Raw genomic sequence first — 16,927 nt, forward strand, 5'->3', positions numbered from 1 at the left:
GCCGCCACAGCCATCCCCCACGGTTGGGTGCGGCGGGCACGTTCACCATGGTGCGCGATCTCCATGGACGGCCAGTGACAGGAGTATGTCCAGCTCGTGGCGGATCGCGGAGCCGGGCTCCGGCCGGTTCGTCCACCCGCCGGGCGGCCTCCGCGTCCGGTCGTTCGTCCGCGGTCGCACCGGGCTCGCGCCGCGCTCGCCCCCCGGTCGTGCCGCGGGCCGGTGCCGGGCGCCCGCGCGGGCCCCTCCGGCGCCCGGCCTGCGGGCCCTGCCGCGGCCGGGGCGGCGGTTCGTCCCCGCCCGGCCCCGCCCGGGTCGTACACCGCGTGCGTGTCCGTGCCGCGGCGTAGGCTGGAGACCCCCGGCCGCTCGGCGTGCCGGGCCGTTCGCGTTGCCCCGGCAGGCCTCCGCCGCCCGGAGGCAGCACCAGCCACGGGACGAAGAAGAGACCCCAGATGAGTCTGACCGGACTGCTCGATGTCGTCGCGCGGGACGCGGCGCTCGCCGAGGCGATCGAGGCGGCGACCGCCGCCGGAGCCGCGGCCGGCGGCCGCCGCCACCTGGACCTGGTCGGACCGCCCGCGGCCCGGCCGTTCGCCATCGCCGCGCTGGCCCGCGCCCTCGCCGGCCGGGCCGCCGGGGACCGGGGCCGTCTGGTGCTCGCCGTGACCGCGACCGGGCGGGAGGCCGAGGACCTCGCGGCCTCGCTGCGCTCGCTGCTGCCGCCCGACGCCGTCGCCGAGTACCCGGCCTGGGAGACGCTGCCGCACGAGCGGCTGTCGCCCCGCTCGGACACCGTCGGCCGCCGGTTGGCCGTGCTGCGCCGGATCGTGCACCCGCGGGCGGACGACCCGGCGGCCGGGCCGGTGCAGGTGGTGGTCGCGCCCGTCCGCTCGGTGCTCCAGCCGCAGGTGAAGGGGCTGGCCGAGCTGGAGCCGGTGGCCGTCCGGCGCAGTGAGTCGCACGATCTGGAGGAGGTCGCCCGGCGGCTCGCCGCGGCCGCCTACGCGCGCGTCGAACTGGTCGAGAAGCGCGGCGAGTTCGCCGTCCGCGGCGGCATCCTGGACGTCTTCCCGCCGACCGAGGAGCACCCGCTGCGGGTGGAGTTCTGGGGCGACGAGGTCGAGGAGGTCCGCTACTTCAAGGTCGCCGACCAGCGCTCGCTGGAGATCGCCGAGCACGGCCTCTGGGCGCCGCCCTGCCGCGAGCTGCTGCTCACCGACGAGGTGCGGGCGCGGGCCGCCGAGCTGTCGGCCGCGCACCCCGGGCTGGCCGAGATCCTGGACAAGATCGCCGAGGGCATCGCGGTCGAGGGCATGGAGTCGCTGGCGCCGGTCCTGGTCGACGACATGGAGCTGCTGCTCGACGTGCTGCCGATCGGCTCGGTCACCGTGGTCTGCGACCCGGAGCGGGTCCGCACCCGTGCCGCCGACCTGGTGGCGACCAGCCAGGAGTTCCTGCACGCCTCCTGGGTCGCCGCCGCGTCCGGCGGGGACCGGCCGATCGACCTGGAGGCGATCGACGTCTCCGCCGCCTCGCTGCGCTCGCTCGCCGAGGTGCGCGAGCACGCCGACGAGATCGGGCTGCCCTGGTGGTCGGTCAGCCCCTTCGCGACCAGCGAGTCGGCGGTCGACGGCATCCTGGAGTTCGACGCCAACACGCTGACCCTCGGCATGCACGCCGTGGAGGCCTACCGCGGCGACACCGCCCGGGCGATCGCCGACGCCAAGGAGCGGCTGGCCGCCGACTGGCGGGTCGTGATGGTGACGGAGGGCCACGGGCCCGCCTCCCGGCTCGCCGAGGTGCTGGGCAACGAGGGCATCCCGGCCCGGCTGGTCGCCGACCTCGCCGAGGCGCCGACCCGGGACGTCGTCCACGTCTCCTGCGGCTCGATCGAGCACGGCTTCGTCGACGAGGCCCTCAAGCTCACCGTCATCACCGAGACCGACCTGTCCGGCCAGCGGTCCTCCACCAAGGACATGCGCCGGATGCCCTCCCGCCGCCGCAACGCGATCGACCCGCTGGCCCTGGTGGCCGGCGACTACGTCGTCCACGAGGCGCACGGCGTCGGCCGGTACGTCGAGATGGTGCAGCGGACCGTCCAGGGCGCCACCCGCGAGTACCTGGTGCTGGAGTACGCCCCCGCCAAGCGCGGCCACCCCGGCGACCGGCTGTTCGTGCCGACCGACCAGCTCGACCAGGTCACCAAGTACGTCGGCGGCGAGGCCCCGACGCTGCACCGGCTGGGCGGCGCGGACTGGGCGAAGACCAAGCAGCGGGCGAAGAAGGCGGTCAAGGAGATCGCCGCCGACCTGATCAAGCTCTACTCGGCCCGGATGGCCGCACCCGGCCACACCTTCGGCCCGGACACCCCGTGGCAGCGCGAGCTGGAGGACGCCTTCCCCTACGCGGAGACGCCGGACCAGCTGACCACCATCGCCGAGGTCAAGGCGGACATGGAGAAGTCCGTCCCGATGGACCGGCTGATCTGCGGCGACGTCGGCTACGGAAAGACCGAGATCGCGGTGCGGGCGGCCTTCAAGGCGGTGCAGGACGGCAAGCAGGTGGCGGTGCTGGTGCCGACCACGCTGCTGGTGCAGCAGCACTTCTCGACCTTCGCGGAGCGTTACGCCAACTTCCCCGTGACGGTGCGGGCGCTGTCCCGATTCCAGACCGACGGCGAGGCCAAGGCCGTGCTGGAGGGGCTGTTCGAGGGCTCGGTGGACGTCGTCATCGGCACCCACCGGCTGTTCTCCTCCGAGACCAGGTTCAAGGACCTCGGCCTGGTCATCGTCGACGAGGAGCAGCGGTTCGGCGTCGAGCACAAGGAGCAGCTGAAGAAGCTGCGGGCCAACGTGGACGTGCTCACGATGTCCGCGACGCCGATCCCGCGCACCCTGGAGATGGCCGTCACCGGCATCCGCGAGATGTCCACCATCACCACCCCGCCGGAGGAGCGGCACCCGGTGCTGACCTTCGTCGGCCCGTACGACGAGAAGCAGATCTCGGCCGCGATCCGGCGCGAACTCCTGCGCGAGGGCCAGGTCTTCTACATCCACAACCGGGTGGAGTCGATCGACAAGGCGGCCGCCCGGCTCAAGGACCTGGTGCCCGAGGCGCGGATCGCCACCGCGCACGGGCAGATGGGGGAGACCCAGCTGGAGAAGGTCGTCGTCGACTTCTGGGAGAAGGAGTTCGACGTCCTGGTGTCGACCACGATCGTGGAGTCCGGCATCGACATCTCCAACGCCAACACCCTGATCGTCGAGCGCGGCGACACCTTCGGCCTCTCCCAGCTGCACCAGCTGCGCGGCCGGGTCGGCCGAGGCCGCGAGCGCGGCTACGCCTACATGCTGTACCCGCCGGAGAAGCCGCTCACCGAGACGGCGCACGAGCGGCTGGCCACCATCGCCCAGCACACCGAGATGGGCGCCGGCATGTACGTCGCGATGAAGGACCTGGAGATCCGCGGCGCCGGCAACCTGCTCGGCGGCGAGCAGTCCGGGCACATCGCGGGCGTCGGCTTCGACCTCTACATGCGGATGGTCGGCGAGGCGGTGGCCGAGTTCCGCGAGTCGCTGGCGAACGGCGGCGAGCCGGAGGAGGAGCCGCTGGAGGTGAAGATCGAGCTGCCGGTCGACGCGCACGTGCCGCACGACTACGCGCCCGGCGAGCGGCTGCGGCTGCAGGCGTACCGCTCGATCGCCGCGGTCAACTCCGAGGAGGACATCCAGCACGTCCGGGACGAACTGACCGACCGCTACGGCAAGCTGCCCGATCCCGTGGAGAACCTGCTGATGGTCGCGGCGCTGCGGCTGTACGCCCGGCGGTGCGGCATCGCGGACATCACCCTGCAGGGTGCCAACGTCCGGTTCGGGCCGGTGGAGCTGCGGGAGTCCCAGCAGCTGCGGCTGAACCGGCTCTACCCGCGCAGCCAGGTCAAGGCGGCCGCCCAGCAGCTGCTGGTGCCGCGGCCGAGCACCGGGCGGATCGGCGGCAAGCCGCTGGTCGGCCGGGAGCTGCTGGGCTGGTGCGGCGAGTTCCTGTCGGCGATGTTCGACGACCTGGCGGGTTCGAGGAAGTAGCGCCCGGCGGCGGGCGACGGCGGTCCCGGGCCCGGCCCGGGCCGGCCGTCGCGTGTCCGCGGCGGCCGGTCGGGAGTCGGGCGCAGTTGCCCTTCTCCGGCCCGGGGCGGGGGCGCGGACGGGTAGGTTCGGGGGTGTGACGACGAATGTTCCGGGCGCGAAGTTGATCCTGCTGACCACCACCCACCGGGTGGCCCCCGGGTTGCTGGCGTGGCCGGCGTGGGAGGCCCTGCGGTCGGCCGGCCGGGTGCTGGTGGCGGACGAGGGGCACCCGCAGGTGGCGGCGGTGCGGCAGGCCGGGGTCGTGGTGGAGGTCGTGGCGCCGGGGTCGGCGTCGGCCCTGGCCCGGCTGCTGACCGCGCCCGCGGAGACCGGGGCGACGGTGTGGCTGGGGAGTCCGGACGGGGATCCGGGGCTCACGGACGCCCTGGCCCGGCTGGCCGTGGAGCACGCGGGCGAGGTGCCGGAGATCGAGGTGCTGCCGGGCTCCTACGACCTCCCGGGGGCGCGCCTGCTGGACCTGGTCTCGGTGATGGACCGGCTGCGGTCGCCGGGCGGCTGCCCGTGGGACGCCGAGCAGACGCACGAGAGCCTGGTGAAGTACCTGGTCGAGGAGGCGTACGAGCTCGTCGAGGCGATCGAGGAGGGGGACCGGGAGACGCTCCGCGAGGAGCTGGGGGACGTGCTGCTCCAGGTCTTCTTCCACTCCAGGATCGCCGAGGAGCACCCGTCGGAGGCGTTCTCGATCGACGACGTGGCCGGCGACCTCGTCGACAAGCTGGTCTACCGGCACCCGCACGTCTTCGGTGACGTCACCGCGGAGGGCGCCGCCGAGGTGGAGGCCAACTGGGAGCAGCTGAAGGCGGCCGAGAAGTCGGACCGGGAGTCGGTGCTGGACGGCGTGCCGGCCGGGCTGCCGTCGCTGGCGTACGCGGCGAAGCTGGTGTCGCGGGTGCGCAAGGCCGGTTTCGCGGGCGTGCCGGACGAGCCGTACGAGCTGCCCGGGGGGCTGACGGCGGAGTCGGCGGGCCGGCTGCTGCTGGCGGTCGTGCAGCGGGCGCACGACGCCGGGGTGGACGTGGACGCGGCGCTGCGGTCGGCCGCGCGCGGGTACCGGGACGCGGTGCGCGCGGCCGAGGGCCTCGAACCGGCCGGCGAGTAGCCGGCCGGCGGGCGGAGGGGCCGGCTCAGGCCGCGGCGGCGGTGCTCCCGACCGGCCGCCGCTGCGGCGGGACGACCTCGCCGATGGCCTCGCCGACGAGCGCGAGCAGCTCGGCGAGGCGTTCCAGGTCGAGGTGGTCGGGCAGGTCGGCGAGGGAGACGATCCGCTCGCCGCCGGGGCCGGCCACGCAGAACAGGTCGATCGGGCCCAGGTGCTTCTCTGCGGTGTCGACGAGGGCGGCGACGTCGCTGGGGCGGCGGATGTCCCCGCCGACGCCGACGACCGGGCAGCCCGGCCGGTCGAGCTCGGTGGCGAGGTCCTCGGCCACGCCGACGTGCTGGTCGGCGATCAGCACACCGGCGGCGCCGGCCGCGGTGAACCGGCGGGCGAGGTCGGCTCCCGACCCGCCGTCGAGTACCGCGATGACGACGACTGCCCCGCTCACCCGCATGGTCTGCTCCTCCCTGTGGGCGACACCGCACCGGCGCCCACGATTTCTGCGGAGGATCGTAGGCACGACCTGACCCTCCGCAACAGGGATTACCCCTCAGGTGACCAGGCTCACGCCCGCCCTACGGTTAAGACCTGTCCAAGGGTCCGTCCCGGAACCCGCGTCCGCGGGGCGGCGGGCCCCGGTGCACCGGATACGGTCGGTCCATGTCAGCGCAGCCCGCCCCCACCGCCCCGCAGCTCTTCACCTGGGAGTTCGCCGCAGATCCGTACCCCGCCTACGCCTGGCTGCGCGAGCACGCCCCGGTGCACCGCACGACGCTGCCCAGCGGGGTGGAGGCCTGGCTGGTGACCCGGTACGCGGACGCGCGGCAGGCGCTCGCGGACGGCCGGCTGTCGAAGAACCCGGCGCACCACAGCGAGCAGGCCCACCGCACCGGCCGGGTCGGCATCCCGGGGGAGCGCCAGGCGGACTTGATGACGCACCTGCTGAACATCGACCCGCCGGACCACACCCGGCTGCGCCGCCTGGTGTCGAAGGCGTTCACGCCGCGCCGGGTCGCGGAGTTCGAGCCGCGGGTGCAGCAGCTCACGGACCGCCTGATCGACGGCTTCGCGCAGCGCGGGTCGGCGGACCTGATCCACGAGTTCGCGTTCCCGCTCCCCATCTACGCGATCTGCGACATGCTGGGCGTGCCGGCCGAGGACCAGGACGACTTCCGCGACTGGGCGGGGATGATGATCCGGCACGGCGGCGGCCAGCGCGGCGGCGTGGGCCGGGCGGTGAAGCGGATGCGGGCGTACCTGCTGGAGCTGATCCACCGCAAGCGGGCGGACCTGGGGGACGACCTGATCTCGGGCCTGATCCGGGCGAGCGACCACGGGGAGCACCTGACCGAGAACGAGGCCGCCGCGATGGCCTTCATCCTGCTGTTCGCGGGCTTCGAGACGACCGTCAACCTGATCGGCAACGGGACGTACGCGCTGCTGCGCAACCCGGAGCAGCGCAGGCTGCTGCAGGAGTCGGTGGCGCGCGGCGAGAGCGCGCTGCTGGAGACCGGGATCGAGGAACTGCTGCGCTACGACGGGCCGGTGGAGCTGGCGACGTGGCGGTTCGCGACCCGGCCGGTGTCGATCGGCGGGGTGGACATCCCGGTGGGGGACCCGGTGCTGGTGGTGCTGGCCGCGGCGGACCGGGATCCGGCCAGGTTCTCGGACGAGAACACCCTGGACCTGGCGCGAACGGACAACCCGCACCTGGGTTTCGGCCACGGGATCCACTACTGCATCGGGGCCCCGCTGGCCCGGTTGGAGGGCCGGAGCGCGCTGGCCACGCTGCTTTCCCGGCTGCCGGATCTGCAGTTGGCGGAAAGCCCGGAGAATCTGCGCTGGCGCGGTGGCCTGATCATGCGGGGACTGCGGGAACTCCCGGTGGAATTCAGCCCGGAGAGCCGTTCCCCGCACGCGCCGCCGGCCGTCCCCCGGGAACCTTCCGACCCTCCGACACGCTGACTGGGTGTCGCCGGCGGCCGTTGGAGCGGTGACTGAACCTCCATCAATCCGGACATAGCCGTACGGTTGGTGGGCGATCGAGCGCGGGCCGTGATTTCTGTGTGATATCGGTGATATGAGCTTGTGATTGGTCTGAGGATCTGTCTACTCTCCCTGGAGTTCGCAGCTGCGGACCTCGTGCGCGGGACGCCGAATCCTGCCCGCCGCGTCACGGGAAACCGACCAGAACCCTGGGCAGGGGCGGGGGAACCAGGTTTGTTGCCGTTTCCCCACGGCTTGGGGTGAAGCCGCCCGAGCGGAATCGTTTCCGCTGACGGCGGCCGGGCCACCTCCCGGTCCGAACCCGACAGCTCACCTCGCAGGCGTGCGGAGAGGGACCTTCATGCTGTTCGTTGGAACTGGCCGCCACCGTCGTCGTACCCAGGCCGAGAAGGCCATCGCCGTCGCCGGTGTGGCCGGCGTCGGACTCGCGATGCCGATCCTCACCGCCACCGGCGCCTCCGCCGCCCCGGCCTCCGCCTGGGACTCCGTCGCCCAGTGCGAGAGCGGTGGCAACTGGAGCATCAACACCGGCAACGGCTTCTACGGGGGCCTGCAGTTCACCTCCGGCACCTGGAAGGCGTACGGCGGCACCGCGTACGCGCCGCAGGCCAACCAGGCCAGCAAGGGCCAGCAGATCGCCGTCGCCGAGAAGGTCCTCGCCTCGCAGGGGCCGGGCGCCTGGCCGGTCTGCTCGCAGAAGGCCGGCCTGAGCAAGGGCGGCGCGCCGGCGAGCGTCGACACCTCCTCGGACGACAAGCCCGCCGCCGCGAAGCCGGCCGCCAAGCCGGCCCAGCCCGCGGCCAAGCCGGCGCAGCCCGCCGCCAAGCCCGCCCAGCCGGCCGCCCCGAAGCCGGCCGCCCAGCAGCCCGCGCCGCAGCAGGCGCAGCCGCAGGCCCCGGGCTTCTCCGGCAAGGCCGGCTGGGACGCCGACGCGAAGGTGTTCTGGTACCAGAACAACGGCACCTGGTACTGGACCAGCCACCAGAGCGTCTACCAGCAGTTCGCGCCGCAGGCCGCCGCCCCGCAGCACTACGCGCCGCAGGCCGCCCAGCCCGCTCCGGCCGTGCGCACCGCCCCGGCCGCCGCGCAGGGCGGCCACGACTACACCGTCCGGTCCGGCGACACGCTGTCGACCATCGCCGCCGCCCAGGGCGTCACCGGCGGCTGGCAGTCGGTCTACGACGGCAACCGCGGCACCGTCGGCGGCGACCCGAACCTGATCATGCCCGGCCAGGTCCTGCACCTCGGCTGAGCCGCTCCCGCCCGCCGGGCGGAGGGGGCGGGGATCCGTCCCCCTCCGCCCGGATTCGGGCCGGTTCGCCCGGGTGGGCGGGTGAACTACCGGTGGGTAGTGCGGCCACACGCTGAGACGGGACCGAGGCCAGCGTGGCCCCGGGGGCCCGGGCGGTTAGGCTCTGGTCGTAACGACTCCGCAATCGTCCCGCCGGCAGCACCAACGTCAGCCGGACCCTGCTTCCGCAAGGAGATGCCTCGTGCCGTCCATCGATGTCGTCGTAGCCCGTGAGATCCTCGACTCGCGTGGCAACCCCACGGTCGAGGTCGAGGTGGGCCTCGACGACGGCAGCACCGGCCGTGCCGCTGTCCCGTCGGGTGCCTCCACCGGAGCCTTCGAGGCCCTGGAGCTTCGCGACGGCGACAAGAACCGCTACTTCGGCAAGGGCGTGGAGAAGGCCGTCCTGGCCGTCATCGAGCAGATCGGCCCGGAGCTGGTCGGCTACGACGCCACCGAGCAGCGCCTGATCGACCAGGCCATGCTCGACCTGGACGCCACCCCGGACAAGTCCTCGCTCGGCGCCAACGCGATCCTCGGCGTCTCGCTGGCCGTGGCGCACGCCGCCTCCGAGGCCAGCGACCTGCCGCTGTTCCGCTACCTGGGCGGCCCGAACGCCCACGTGCTGCCCGTGCCGATGATGAACATCCTCAACGGCGGCTCGCACGCGGACTCCAACGTCGACATCCAGGAGTTCATGATCGCCCCGATCGGCGCGGAGTCCTTCTCCGAGGCCGTCCGCTGGGGCGTCGAGGTCTACCACACCCTCAAGGGCGTGCTGAAGGAGCGCGGCCTGTCCACCGGCCTCGGCGACGAGGGCGGCTTCGCGCCGAACCTGGACAGCAACCGCGAGGCCCTGGACCTCATCACCGAGGCCATCCAGAAGGCCGGCTACGTGCCCGGCCGGGACGTCGCGCTGGCCCTGGACGTCGCCGCCTCCGAGTTCTACAAGGACGGCGCCTACCAGTTCGAGGGCAAGGCCCTCTCCGCCGCCGAGCTCATCGAGTACTACGCCGAGCTGGTCGCCGCCTACCCGCTGGTCTCCATCGAGGACCCGCTGGACGAGTCGGACTGGGACGGCTGGAAGGCCATGACCGTCAAGCTGGGCGACAAGGTCCAGCTGGTCGGCGACGACCTGTTCGTCACCAACCCGGCCCGCCTGGCCAAGGGCATCGAGACCGGCACCGCCAACGCGCTGCTGGTGAAGGTGAACCAGATCGGTTCGCTGACCGAGACCCTGGACGCCGTCGAGCTGGCCCAGCGCAACGGCTACCGCTGCATGATGTCGCACCGCTCCGGCGAGACCGAGGACGTCACCATCGCCGACCTGGCCGTCGCCACCAACTGCGGCCAGATCAAGACCGGTGCCCCGGCCCGCTCCGAGCGCGTCGCCAAGTACAACCAGCTGCTGCGCATCGAGGAGATCCTCGACGACGCCGCCGAGTACGCCGGCCGCGGCGCCTTCCCGCGGTTCAAGCACGAGGGCTGAGACCGCGAGGTCGCGCAAGCCTGACCGGTGCCCCGCCGTTCACCCCGTAGGGTGGACGGCGGGGCACCGTCGCGACCAGGAGGGGATACGGGAGATGGCAGGCTGGAGGATCCCGGGCTTGGCGGCCCGGCCTCGGTTCACGAGCCGGGCGACCGTCCTCGTCCTGGTGCTCTGCTCGCTGGTGGCGATCCTCGCCTACCCGACGCGGCAGTTCATCTCCCAGCGCGCCGAGATCTCCGCCCAACGGGCGAAGGCCGACCACGCGCGCCAGCAGGTCGAGCAGCTGCGCCGGGACAAGGCCCGCTGGCAGGACCCGGAGTACGTCAAGGCGCAGGCCCGCGCCCGGCTGCACTACGCGATGCCGGGGGAGACCCCGTACATCGCGGTGGACCCGGCCGGCCAGGCCGCCGCCCAGCCCTCCGCGTCCGCCGCCGGCCCCGGCCCCTCCGAGGGCTCGGCCACCGGCCCGGTGAAGGCCGCCAAGCCCTGGTACGCCAGCATCTGGGACTCGGTGGACGCCGCCGACACCGCCGCGCTGGCCCCCGCCACCCCCCGTCCGCTCCCACCGTCCCCCGCTGGAGACACCTCCCCCCATGACCACTGAGAACCACCCCAACGTCTCCGACGCCGACGTCGCGGCCATCGCCGCCCAGCTCGGCCGGGTGCCGCGCGGCCTGCGCGGCGTCGCGCACCGCTGCCCCTGCGGCAACCCGGACGTCGTGGAGACGGCGCCCCGGCTGCCCGACGGCACGCCGTTCCCGACGCTCTACTACCTGACCTGCCCCAAGGCTGCCTCGCTGATCGGCACCCTGGAGGCGGACGGCGTGATGAAGGACCAGACCGCCCGGCTCGCCGAGGACCCGGAGCTGGCCGCCGCCTACCAGAAGGCGCACGAGGACTACATCGCCCGCCGCGACGCCATCGAGGTGCTGGAGGGCTTCCCGAGCGCCGGCGGCATGCCGGACCGGGTGAAGTGCCTGCACGTGCTGGTCGGCCACTCGCTGGCGGCAGGCGAGGGCGTCAACCCGCTCGGCGACGAGGCGATCGGCATGCTGGAGGACTGGTGGGCCAAGGGCCCCTGCGTCTCCCCGGCCGAGGTCGAGGCCGCGGGCGCGCGGGTCGCCCGCAACCGGGCCAAGGAGCAGGACCACCAGGCCGTCATCGAGGCCAAGCAGCAGCTCACCGCCGAGCGCGCCGCGAAGCGGCTCGCCGCGGAGGAGACGGCCTCCGGCGGGGCCGCCGCCGGTGACGCCGAGGGGGAGTCCGAGTGAGCATGACGCGCGTGGCCGCGATCGACTGCGGCACCAACTCGATCCGCCTGCTGGTCGCCGACCTGGACCCGGAGACCGGGGAGATCACCGATCTCGACCGCCGCATGATCGTCAACCGGCTGGGCCAGGGCGTGGACCAGACCGGCCGGCTGCACCCGGACGCGCTGGCCCGCACCTTCGCGGCCTGCCGCGAGTACCACGAGGTCATCGCCGGCTTCGGCGTCGGCCCGGAGCGCACCCGCTTCGTCGCCACCAGCGCCTCGCGGGACGCCGAGAACAGCGACGAGTACGTCAAGGGCGTGCGCGACGTCCTGGGCGTGGAGCCCGAGGTGGTGAGCGGCGAGGAGGAGGCGCACCTGTCCTTCACCGGCGCCACCAAGGAGCTGACCGGCGGGCAGTTCCCGGCGCCGTACCTGGTGTTCGACCTCGGCGGCGGCTCGACCGAGTTCGTCCTGGGCGGCACGGACGTGCAGGCCGCCCGCTCGGTGGACATCGGCTGCGTCCGGCTCACCGAGCGGCACTTCGGCGGCGCCGAGCTGCCCTCCGCGGAGCAGGTCGAGACCGCCCGGGCGCACGTGCGGGCCGAGCTCGACAAGGCCGCGGAGGTCGTGCCGCTGACCGGGGCGGCCACCCTGGTCGGCCTGGCCGGGACGGTCACCACGGTGTCCGCCATCGCCCAGGAGCTCCCCGCCTACGACTCGGCGCGGATCCACCACTCGCGGATCAGCCGGGAGCGGGTCGCCGGGATCGCCCGGGAGCTGCTGGCCGCCACCCACGCCGAGCGCGCCGCCATCCCGTCGATGCACCCGGGCCGGGTGGACGTGATCGCGGCCGGCGCGCTCGAACTGCTGGAGATCATGGAGCGGACCGGCGCCGCCGAGGTGGTCGTCAGCGAGCACGACATCCTGGACGGCATCGCCTGGAGTATGGCCTCCTGACGCCCGGTGGGACTTACCGAACCGGCCCCGGCGCCCCCTCGGGGGGCCCGGGGCCGGGGCGCGCCCGGGCCCGGGCGAAAAACTTCGTGAATTTCTTCACGTGACGATCCGGCCTTTCGCCACGGTCGCCCGCCCGCCATGTCCGAAATGTGGGACTGAAGGCTCGCTCCCCGTGACGACCGCTGGATCGCAGGCCAGGCCTCGGCTGAGGTTTGAAAATCGAAATCATCAGCGGGAACCCAGGCCCTGTACGGATCGTTGCTGCTCAGCAGGGTGGTGCTCCGGCGTGGGCTCACGGGGGTGTGCGCGGGGCCGTGAGCAGGGGGCCCCGGGCCGCTTTTGCGGCCGCGCAGTGTAGCACGGGGTGTCCAGGAGCTTGTGACCGGGCTCACGAAGGCTGCTCCGAACGGTGCTGGATACTTTCCGATATGAGCACCACGGAGCGTCCTCGCATCCTCATTGTCGGCGGTGGTTACGTCGGCCTGTATGCCGCGATGCGCATCCTCAAGAAGATGCGTTACGGCGAAGCGACCGTCACGGTCGTCGACCCGCGGTCGTACATGACGTACCTGCCCTTCCTCCCCGAGGCGGCCGGCGGCAACGTCGCGCCCCGCAACCTCGTCGCGCCCCTGCGCAGCGCCCTCAAGAAGGCGGAGGTGCTCACCGGTGCGGTCACCGGTGTGGACCACGCCCGCAAGGTCGCCACGATCCAGCCCGCGGCCGGCGACAGCTACGAGCTGCCCTTCGAGTACCTGGTCGTCGCGACCGGCTCGGTCTCCCGCACCTTCCCGATCCCGGGTCTGGCGGAGCACGGCATCGGCATGAAGACGGTCGAGGAGGCCATCGGCCTCCGCAACCACGTCATGGCCCAGCTCGACAAGGCCGAGTCCACCGCCGACGAGGAGGTCCGCCGCAAGGCCCTGACCTTCGTCGTCATCGGCGGCGGCTTCGCCGGCATCGAGACGATCGCCGAGATCGAGGACATGGCGCGCGACGCGTCCAAGCTGTACCGGACCGTCAGCCGCGACGACATGCGCTTCGTCGTGGTCGAGGCCGCCAACCGCATCCTCCCCGAGATGGGCCCGGACCTCGGTCTGTGGACCAAGGAGAAGCTCGAGGAGCGGCAGATCGAGGTCTACATCGAGACCTCGATGGACTCCTGCGTCGACGGCCACGTCGTGCTGAAGAACGGCCTGGAGATGGACGCCTCCACCATCGTGTGGACGGCTGGCGTGAAGCCGAACCCGGTGCTGGCCGAGTTCGGCCTGCCGCTGGGCCCGCGCGGCCACGTCGACACCGCGCCGACCCTCCAGGTCCAGGGCTTCGACTACGTCTGGGCCGCGGGCGACAACGCCCAGGTCCCGGACCTCGCCGCCGGCGAGGGCGCCTGGTGCCCGCCGAACGCGCAGCACGCCTGCCGCCAGGCCGTCGTCCTCGGTGACAACGTGATCTCCGGCATGCGCGGCTTCCCGCAGAAGGAGTACAAGCACAAGAACCTGGGTGCGGTCGCCGGTCTCGGCCTGCACAAGGGCGTGGCGATCCTCTTCGGCAAGTACAAGCTGAAGGGCCGTCCGGCCTGGTGGTTCCACCGCCTGTACCACGGTGCGATGGTCCCGACCGTCAACCGCAAGGTCCGCGTCTTCACCGACTGGACCCTGGCGATGTTCCTGAAGCGCGAGATGGTCGGCCTCTCCCAGATGGAGAAGCCGCAGCTCCCGATCCAGGAGGTCACCCCGCCCACGAAGCCCGTGGAGGCCGCCAAGCCGGCCGCCGAGAAGGAACTCGCGAGCAAGTAAGCGACTGAGGCCCCGGTGTGGGAGCACCGGGGTATGAGTCGGAGGCCCTCCGCCCGGCAGTGTCGCCGGACCACGACCTCCGTGGTGCTCAGCCGGCCGTGCGACCGGGCGGAGTACAGAAGTAGCGAAGAGCCCCTGCCGACCCTCTGGCAGGGGCTCTTCGCGTTCCGGTGTCTCCGGGGTCAGTCGGTCTTGATGCTCTCCAGGATGTCCAGCTTGGAGGCCCGGCGGGCCGGCCAGATCGCGGCCACCAGGCCGACCAGGCCGGCCAGGCCCAGGAACATCGCCAGCTGGCCGTACGGCAGGACGGTGGTCAGACCGGCGAGGCTGGACTTCAGCGTGCCGTTGATCGCCCAGGCGATGAAGCAGCCGAGCAGGATGCCGACGCCCGCGCCGAAGAGCGAGATCACCACGGACTCCAGACGGACCATCCGCTTGATGCCCCGGCGGTCCAGGCCGATCGCCCGCAGCATCCCGATCTCGCGCTTTCGCTCGAAGACCGACATCGCCAGCGTGTTGACCACGCCCAGGATCGCGACCAGCACCGACATCGCCAGCAGGCCGTACATCAGGTTCAGCACGAAGGTGATGGCCTGGCTGAAGCCGTCCCGGACGTCCTGCATGGACTTGACCTGGATCACCGGGTTGGCGCCGGTGGCGTCCTTGATGGACTGCTTGAGCGCGGCGGTGGCACCGTCCTTGCCCTTGACCAGGATGTCCGAGATGTACGGCTTGGCCTCGTGCTTGAGGACCTCGCCGTTGGCCAGGACGACCGGGCCGAGGACGCCGCCCTTCTCGTAGACGCCGCCGACGGTGAGCTGCCCCGTGGAGTCGTCCGGGTAGGTCACGGTCAGCGTCGAGCCGGTGGTGACGTTGAACTTCGTGGCGACGTCCTGGTCGACCAGCAGCTGGCCCTTGCCGAGCGCGCCGGTGGAGCCGCTGGTCAGCTTGACCGAGGCGAGCTGGTCGAAGCTGTCGGCGTTCACACCGCTGATCGCCTTGGTGGTGCCGTTCAGCTGCCAGTAGACCTCGGTCAGCGGCGAGGAGGCGGTGACGCCGGGGGCCTTGGCGATCTCGGCGGGCACCTGGTCGGACAGCGGCATGCCGTTGGCGGCCCCGACCAGGTAGTCGGCCTTCATCGAGTTGGTGATGGACCTGTCGATCACGCCGGTGACCGAGGCCCCGATCACGGTGAGGCCGCTGACCAGGGTCAGGCCGATGGTGAGCGCCGCGGCGGTCGCCGCGGTGCGGCGCGGGTTGCGGACGGAGTTCTGCTGGGCCAGCTTCCCCGGGGTGCCCGCCAGCTTGCGGAGCGCCGGACCGATCAGGGCGATGATCGGGCGGGAGAGCAGGGGCAGCAGCACGAACACGCCGATCAGGGCCAGGAAGGCGCCGAGCGCGACCGGTATCCGGCCGCTGTCGTTCCCGGTCGAGGCGCCGTAGCCGATCAGCGCGAGGCCGCCGGCGGCGAGCAGCGAGCCGATCGTGTTGCGGACCACCAGGCTCTTCTGGCTCACCGGCTGGTCGCCGCTGCTCATCGCGGCCACCGGGGCGATCCGGGCGGCGCGCAGGGCCGGCAGGACGGCCGACAGGACCGTCACCAGGACGCCGACCACGAGGGTCACCAGGACGGTGAGCGGCTTGATCACCAGCGAGCCCTGCGGCATGTTCTCGTTGAACACGCGCATCAGGGACTGCATCCCGGCGCCGATCCCGACACCGGCGAGCAGGCCGGCCACGGCCGCGAGGGTGCCGATCACCAGGGCCTCGACCAGCACCGAGCGGGTGACCTGCTTGCGGCTGGCACCGATCGCCCGGAGCAGGGCGAGTTCCTTGGTGCGCTGGGCGATCAGCATGGTGAAGGTGTTGGCGATGATGAAGATGCCGACGAAGAGCGAGATACCGGCGAACGCGAGCAGCACGGTGCGCAGCGCGCTGGTGGCGTCGGTGATCATCTTCTGCTCGTCGGCCTTGAGCTGCTCACCGGTCTCGGCGTCGAAGTGCTTGCCGGCCGACAGCTTGGGCTGGACCTGGGCGAGCAGCGCGTCGTCGGTGACGCCGGGCTTGGCGGTGAGCACCACGCTGCTGTAGCGGCCGGGCTCCAGCAGCAGCTGCTGGGCGGTGGCGCGGTCGAAGAGGGTGAGCGTCCCGCCCGTCCTCACCACCGGGTCGTCGGTGGTGAAGACGCCGGTGAGCTTCGCCTCGATGACCGGGCCGTTGGCGGCGACCCGGACGGTGTCGCCGACCTTGTAGCCCGCCTCGTCGGCGGTCTTGCGGTCGAGCGCGATCTCCTTGGCGTTCTTCGGGCCCTGGCCCTCGGCGATCGGGTACCGGGTGTCCTTGCCGTCCGTGCCGGGGGCGAAGTTGGCGCCCTTGGCGGACCACGCCTGGCCGATCAGGTTGCCGTTCCGGTCGGCGACGCCGGTGAAGCCGCTGACCACGCCGCGCGCGTTGGCGGTGCCGGGCAGGGCGGCCAGCTGCTGGACGGTGGCGTCGGTGAGCGAGGCGGCGCTGCCCTCGCTCTTCTCCCTGGCGCTGGCCTGGGAGCCGGCCGAGCGGTCGACGACCTGGACGGAGACGTCCGAGTAGCTCTTGGAGTTGCTGTCCCGCATGGCCTTGCCGAAGGTGTCGGAGAAGACCATGGTGCCCGCCACGAAGGCGGTGCCGAGCATGACGGCCAGCGCCGTCATGAGGAGTCGGCCCTTGTGGGCCAGCACGTTGCGCAGTGCGGTGCGATACATGGGGCGTCCTGGGGTTCGCGGAGTGGCGGCGGGCCGGCGGGCCCTGACTTGTCGTGGGCTCAGCTGGTGCGGCCCTTGGCGTCGAAGCGGCGCATGCGGTCCAGGACGGTGTCGGCGGTGGGCGTGTGGAGTTCGTCGACGATGCGGCCG

10 protein-coding genes, 2 pseudogenes and 1 riboswitch are annotated in these 16,927 nt (G+C 72.5%); of the genes and pseudogenes, 9 read left to right on the forward strand and 3 right to left on the reverse strand.

Features of this window, described 5'->3' with window-relative positions:
- The first annotated feature begins 455 nt into the window (after positions 1 to 455).
- The gene (mfd, locus tag ACFYUY_RS15965) at positions 456 to 4,085 is read left to right on the forward strand and encodes a transcription-repair coupling factor (RefSeq protein WP_387901025.1); all 3,630 of its coding nucleotides are present in this window, start codon (positions 456 to 458) and stop codon (positions 4,083 to 4,085) included.
- A 136-nt stretch (positions 4,086 to 4,221) separates the two neighbouring features.
- A complete protein-coding gene (locus ACFYUY_RS15970) occupies positions 4,222 to 5,247 on the forward strand; it encodes a MazG family protein (protein WP_387901028.1) in 1,026 nt (341 codons plus the stop codon).
- A 25-nt stretch (positions 5,248 to 5,272) separates the two neighbouring features.
- Here ACFYUY_RS15970 and ACFYUY_RS15975 read toward each other — a convergent pair whose 3' ends face one another.
- Entirely contained in the window at positions 5,273 to 5,692 is a 420-nt protein-coding gene (locus ACFYUY_RS15975; RefSeq protein ID WP_360221370.1) for an SDR family NAD(P)-dependent oxidoreductase, read from the reverse strand.
- A gap of 212 nt (positions 5,693 to 5,904) precedes the next feature.
- On the opposite strand from ACFYUY_RS15975, the gene ACFYUY_RS15980 reads away from it, so the two are divergent.
- The 7 genes and pseudogenes from ACFYUY_RS15980 (at position 5,905) to ACFYUY_RS16010 (ending at position 14,036) form a co-directional block, all read left to right on the forward strand.
- Complete coding sequence (locus tag ACFYUY_RS15980) at positions 5,905 to 7,209, forward strand: cytochrome P450 (protein WP_387901032.1); 1,305 nt, start codon at positions 5,905 to 5,907, stop codon at positions 7,207 to 7,209.
- A gap of 210 nt (positions 7,210 to 7,419) precedes the next feature.
- Positions 7,420 to 7,590, forward strand: a riboswitch (cyclic di-AMP (ydaO/yuaA leader).
- Position 7,591: 1 nt separating this feature from the next.
- Positions 7,592 to 8,503, forward strand: coding sequence for a transglycosylase family protein (locus tag ACFYUY_RS15985; RefSeq protein ID WP_363364874.1), 912 nt, complete (start codon positions 7,592 to 7,594; stop codon positions 8,501 to 8,503).
- A gap of 241 nt (positions 8,504 to 8,744) precedes the next feature.
- On the forward strand, positions 8,745 to 10,031 hold the full coding sequence (gene eno, locus ACFYUY_RS15990; protein WP_360221361.1) for a phosphopyruvate hydratase: 1,287 nt from the start codon (positions 8,745 to 8,747) through the stop codon (positions 10,029 to 10,031).
- Positions 10,032 to 10,149: 118 nt separating this feature from the next.
- Positions 10,150 to 10,635, forward strand: a complete 486-nt coding sequence (locus tag ACFYUY_RS15995; protein WP_360221358.1) for a septum formation initiator family protein — start codon at positions 10,150 to 10,152, stop codon at positions 10,633 to 10,635.
- Positions 10,607 to 11,134, forward strand: a pseudogene (locus ACFYUY_RS16000) (DUF501 domain-containing protein); the annotation flags it as partial. The gene ACFYUY_RS15995 and the pseudogene ACFYUY_RS16000, both read left to right, overlap by 29 nt.
- 170 nt (positions 11,135 to 11,304) lie before the next feature.
- Entirely contained in the window at positions 11,305 to 12,240 is a 936-nt protein-coding gene (locus ACFYUY_RS16005; protein ID WP_387901059.1) for an exopolyphosphatase, read from the forward strand.
- A gap of 428 nt (positions 12,241 to 12,668) precedes the next feature.
- Entirely contained in the window at positions 12,669 to 14,036 is a 1,368-nt protein-coding gene (locus ACFYUY_RS16010) for an NAD(P)/FAD-dependent oxidoreductase (protein WP_360221355.1), read from the forward strand.
- 182 nt (positions 14,037 to 14,218) lie between these two features.
- Here ACFYUY_RS16010 and ACFYUY_RS16015 read toward each other — a convergent pair whose 3' ends face one another.
- Both ACFYUY_RS16015 and ACFYUY_RS16020 read right to left on the reverse strand, forming a co-directional pair.
- The gene (locus tag ACFYUY_RS16015; protein ID WP_360221352.1) at positions 14,219 to 16,777 is read right to left on the reverse strand and encodes an FtsX-like permease family protein; all 2,559 of its coding nucleotides are present in this window, start codon (positions 16,775 to 16,777) and stop codon (positions 14,219 to 14,221) included.
- A gap of 59 nt (positions 16,778 to 16,836) precedes the next feature.
- Positions 16,837 to 16,927 (reverse strand): annotated as a pseudogene (locus ACFYUY_RS16020) (ABC transporter ATP-binding protein); the annotation flags it as partial.

This window comes from Kitasatospora sp. NPDC004745, from assembly GCF_042873275.1.
GTDB lineage: Bacteria > Actinomycetota > Actinomycetes > Streptomycetales > Streptomycetaceae > Kitasatospora.

Excerpts from the sequence above, each read along its gene's own strand:
- ACFYUY_RS16015 (WP_360221352.1), bottom strand. The coding sequence starts at position 16,777 with ATGTATCGCACCGCACTGCGCAACGTGCTGGCCCACAAGGGCCGACTC.
- mfd (WP_387901025.1), top strand. The coding sequence starts at position 456 with ATGAGTCTGACCGGACTGCTCGATGTCGTCGCGCGGGACGCGGCGCTC.
- ACFYUY_RS16005 (WP_387901059.1), top strand. The coding sequence starts at position 11,305 with ATGACGCGCGTGGCCGCGATCGACTGCGGCACCAACTCGATCCGCCTG.
- ACFYUY_RS16010 (WP_360221355.1), top strand. The coding sequence starts at position 12,669 with ATGAGCACCACGGAGCGTCCTCGCATCCTCATTGTCGGCGGTGGTTAC.
- ACFYUY_RS15985 (WP_363364874.1), top strand. The coding sequence starts at position 7,592 with ATGCTGTTCGTTGGAACTGGCCGCCACCGTCGTCGTACCCAGGCCGAG.
- ACFYUY_RS15980 (WP_387901032.1), top strand. The coding sequence starts at position 5,905 with ATGTCAGCGCAGCCCGCCCCCACCGCCCCGCAGCTCTTCACCTGGGAG.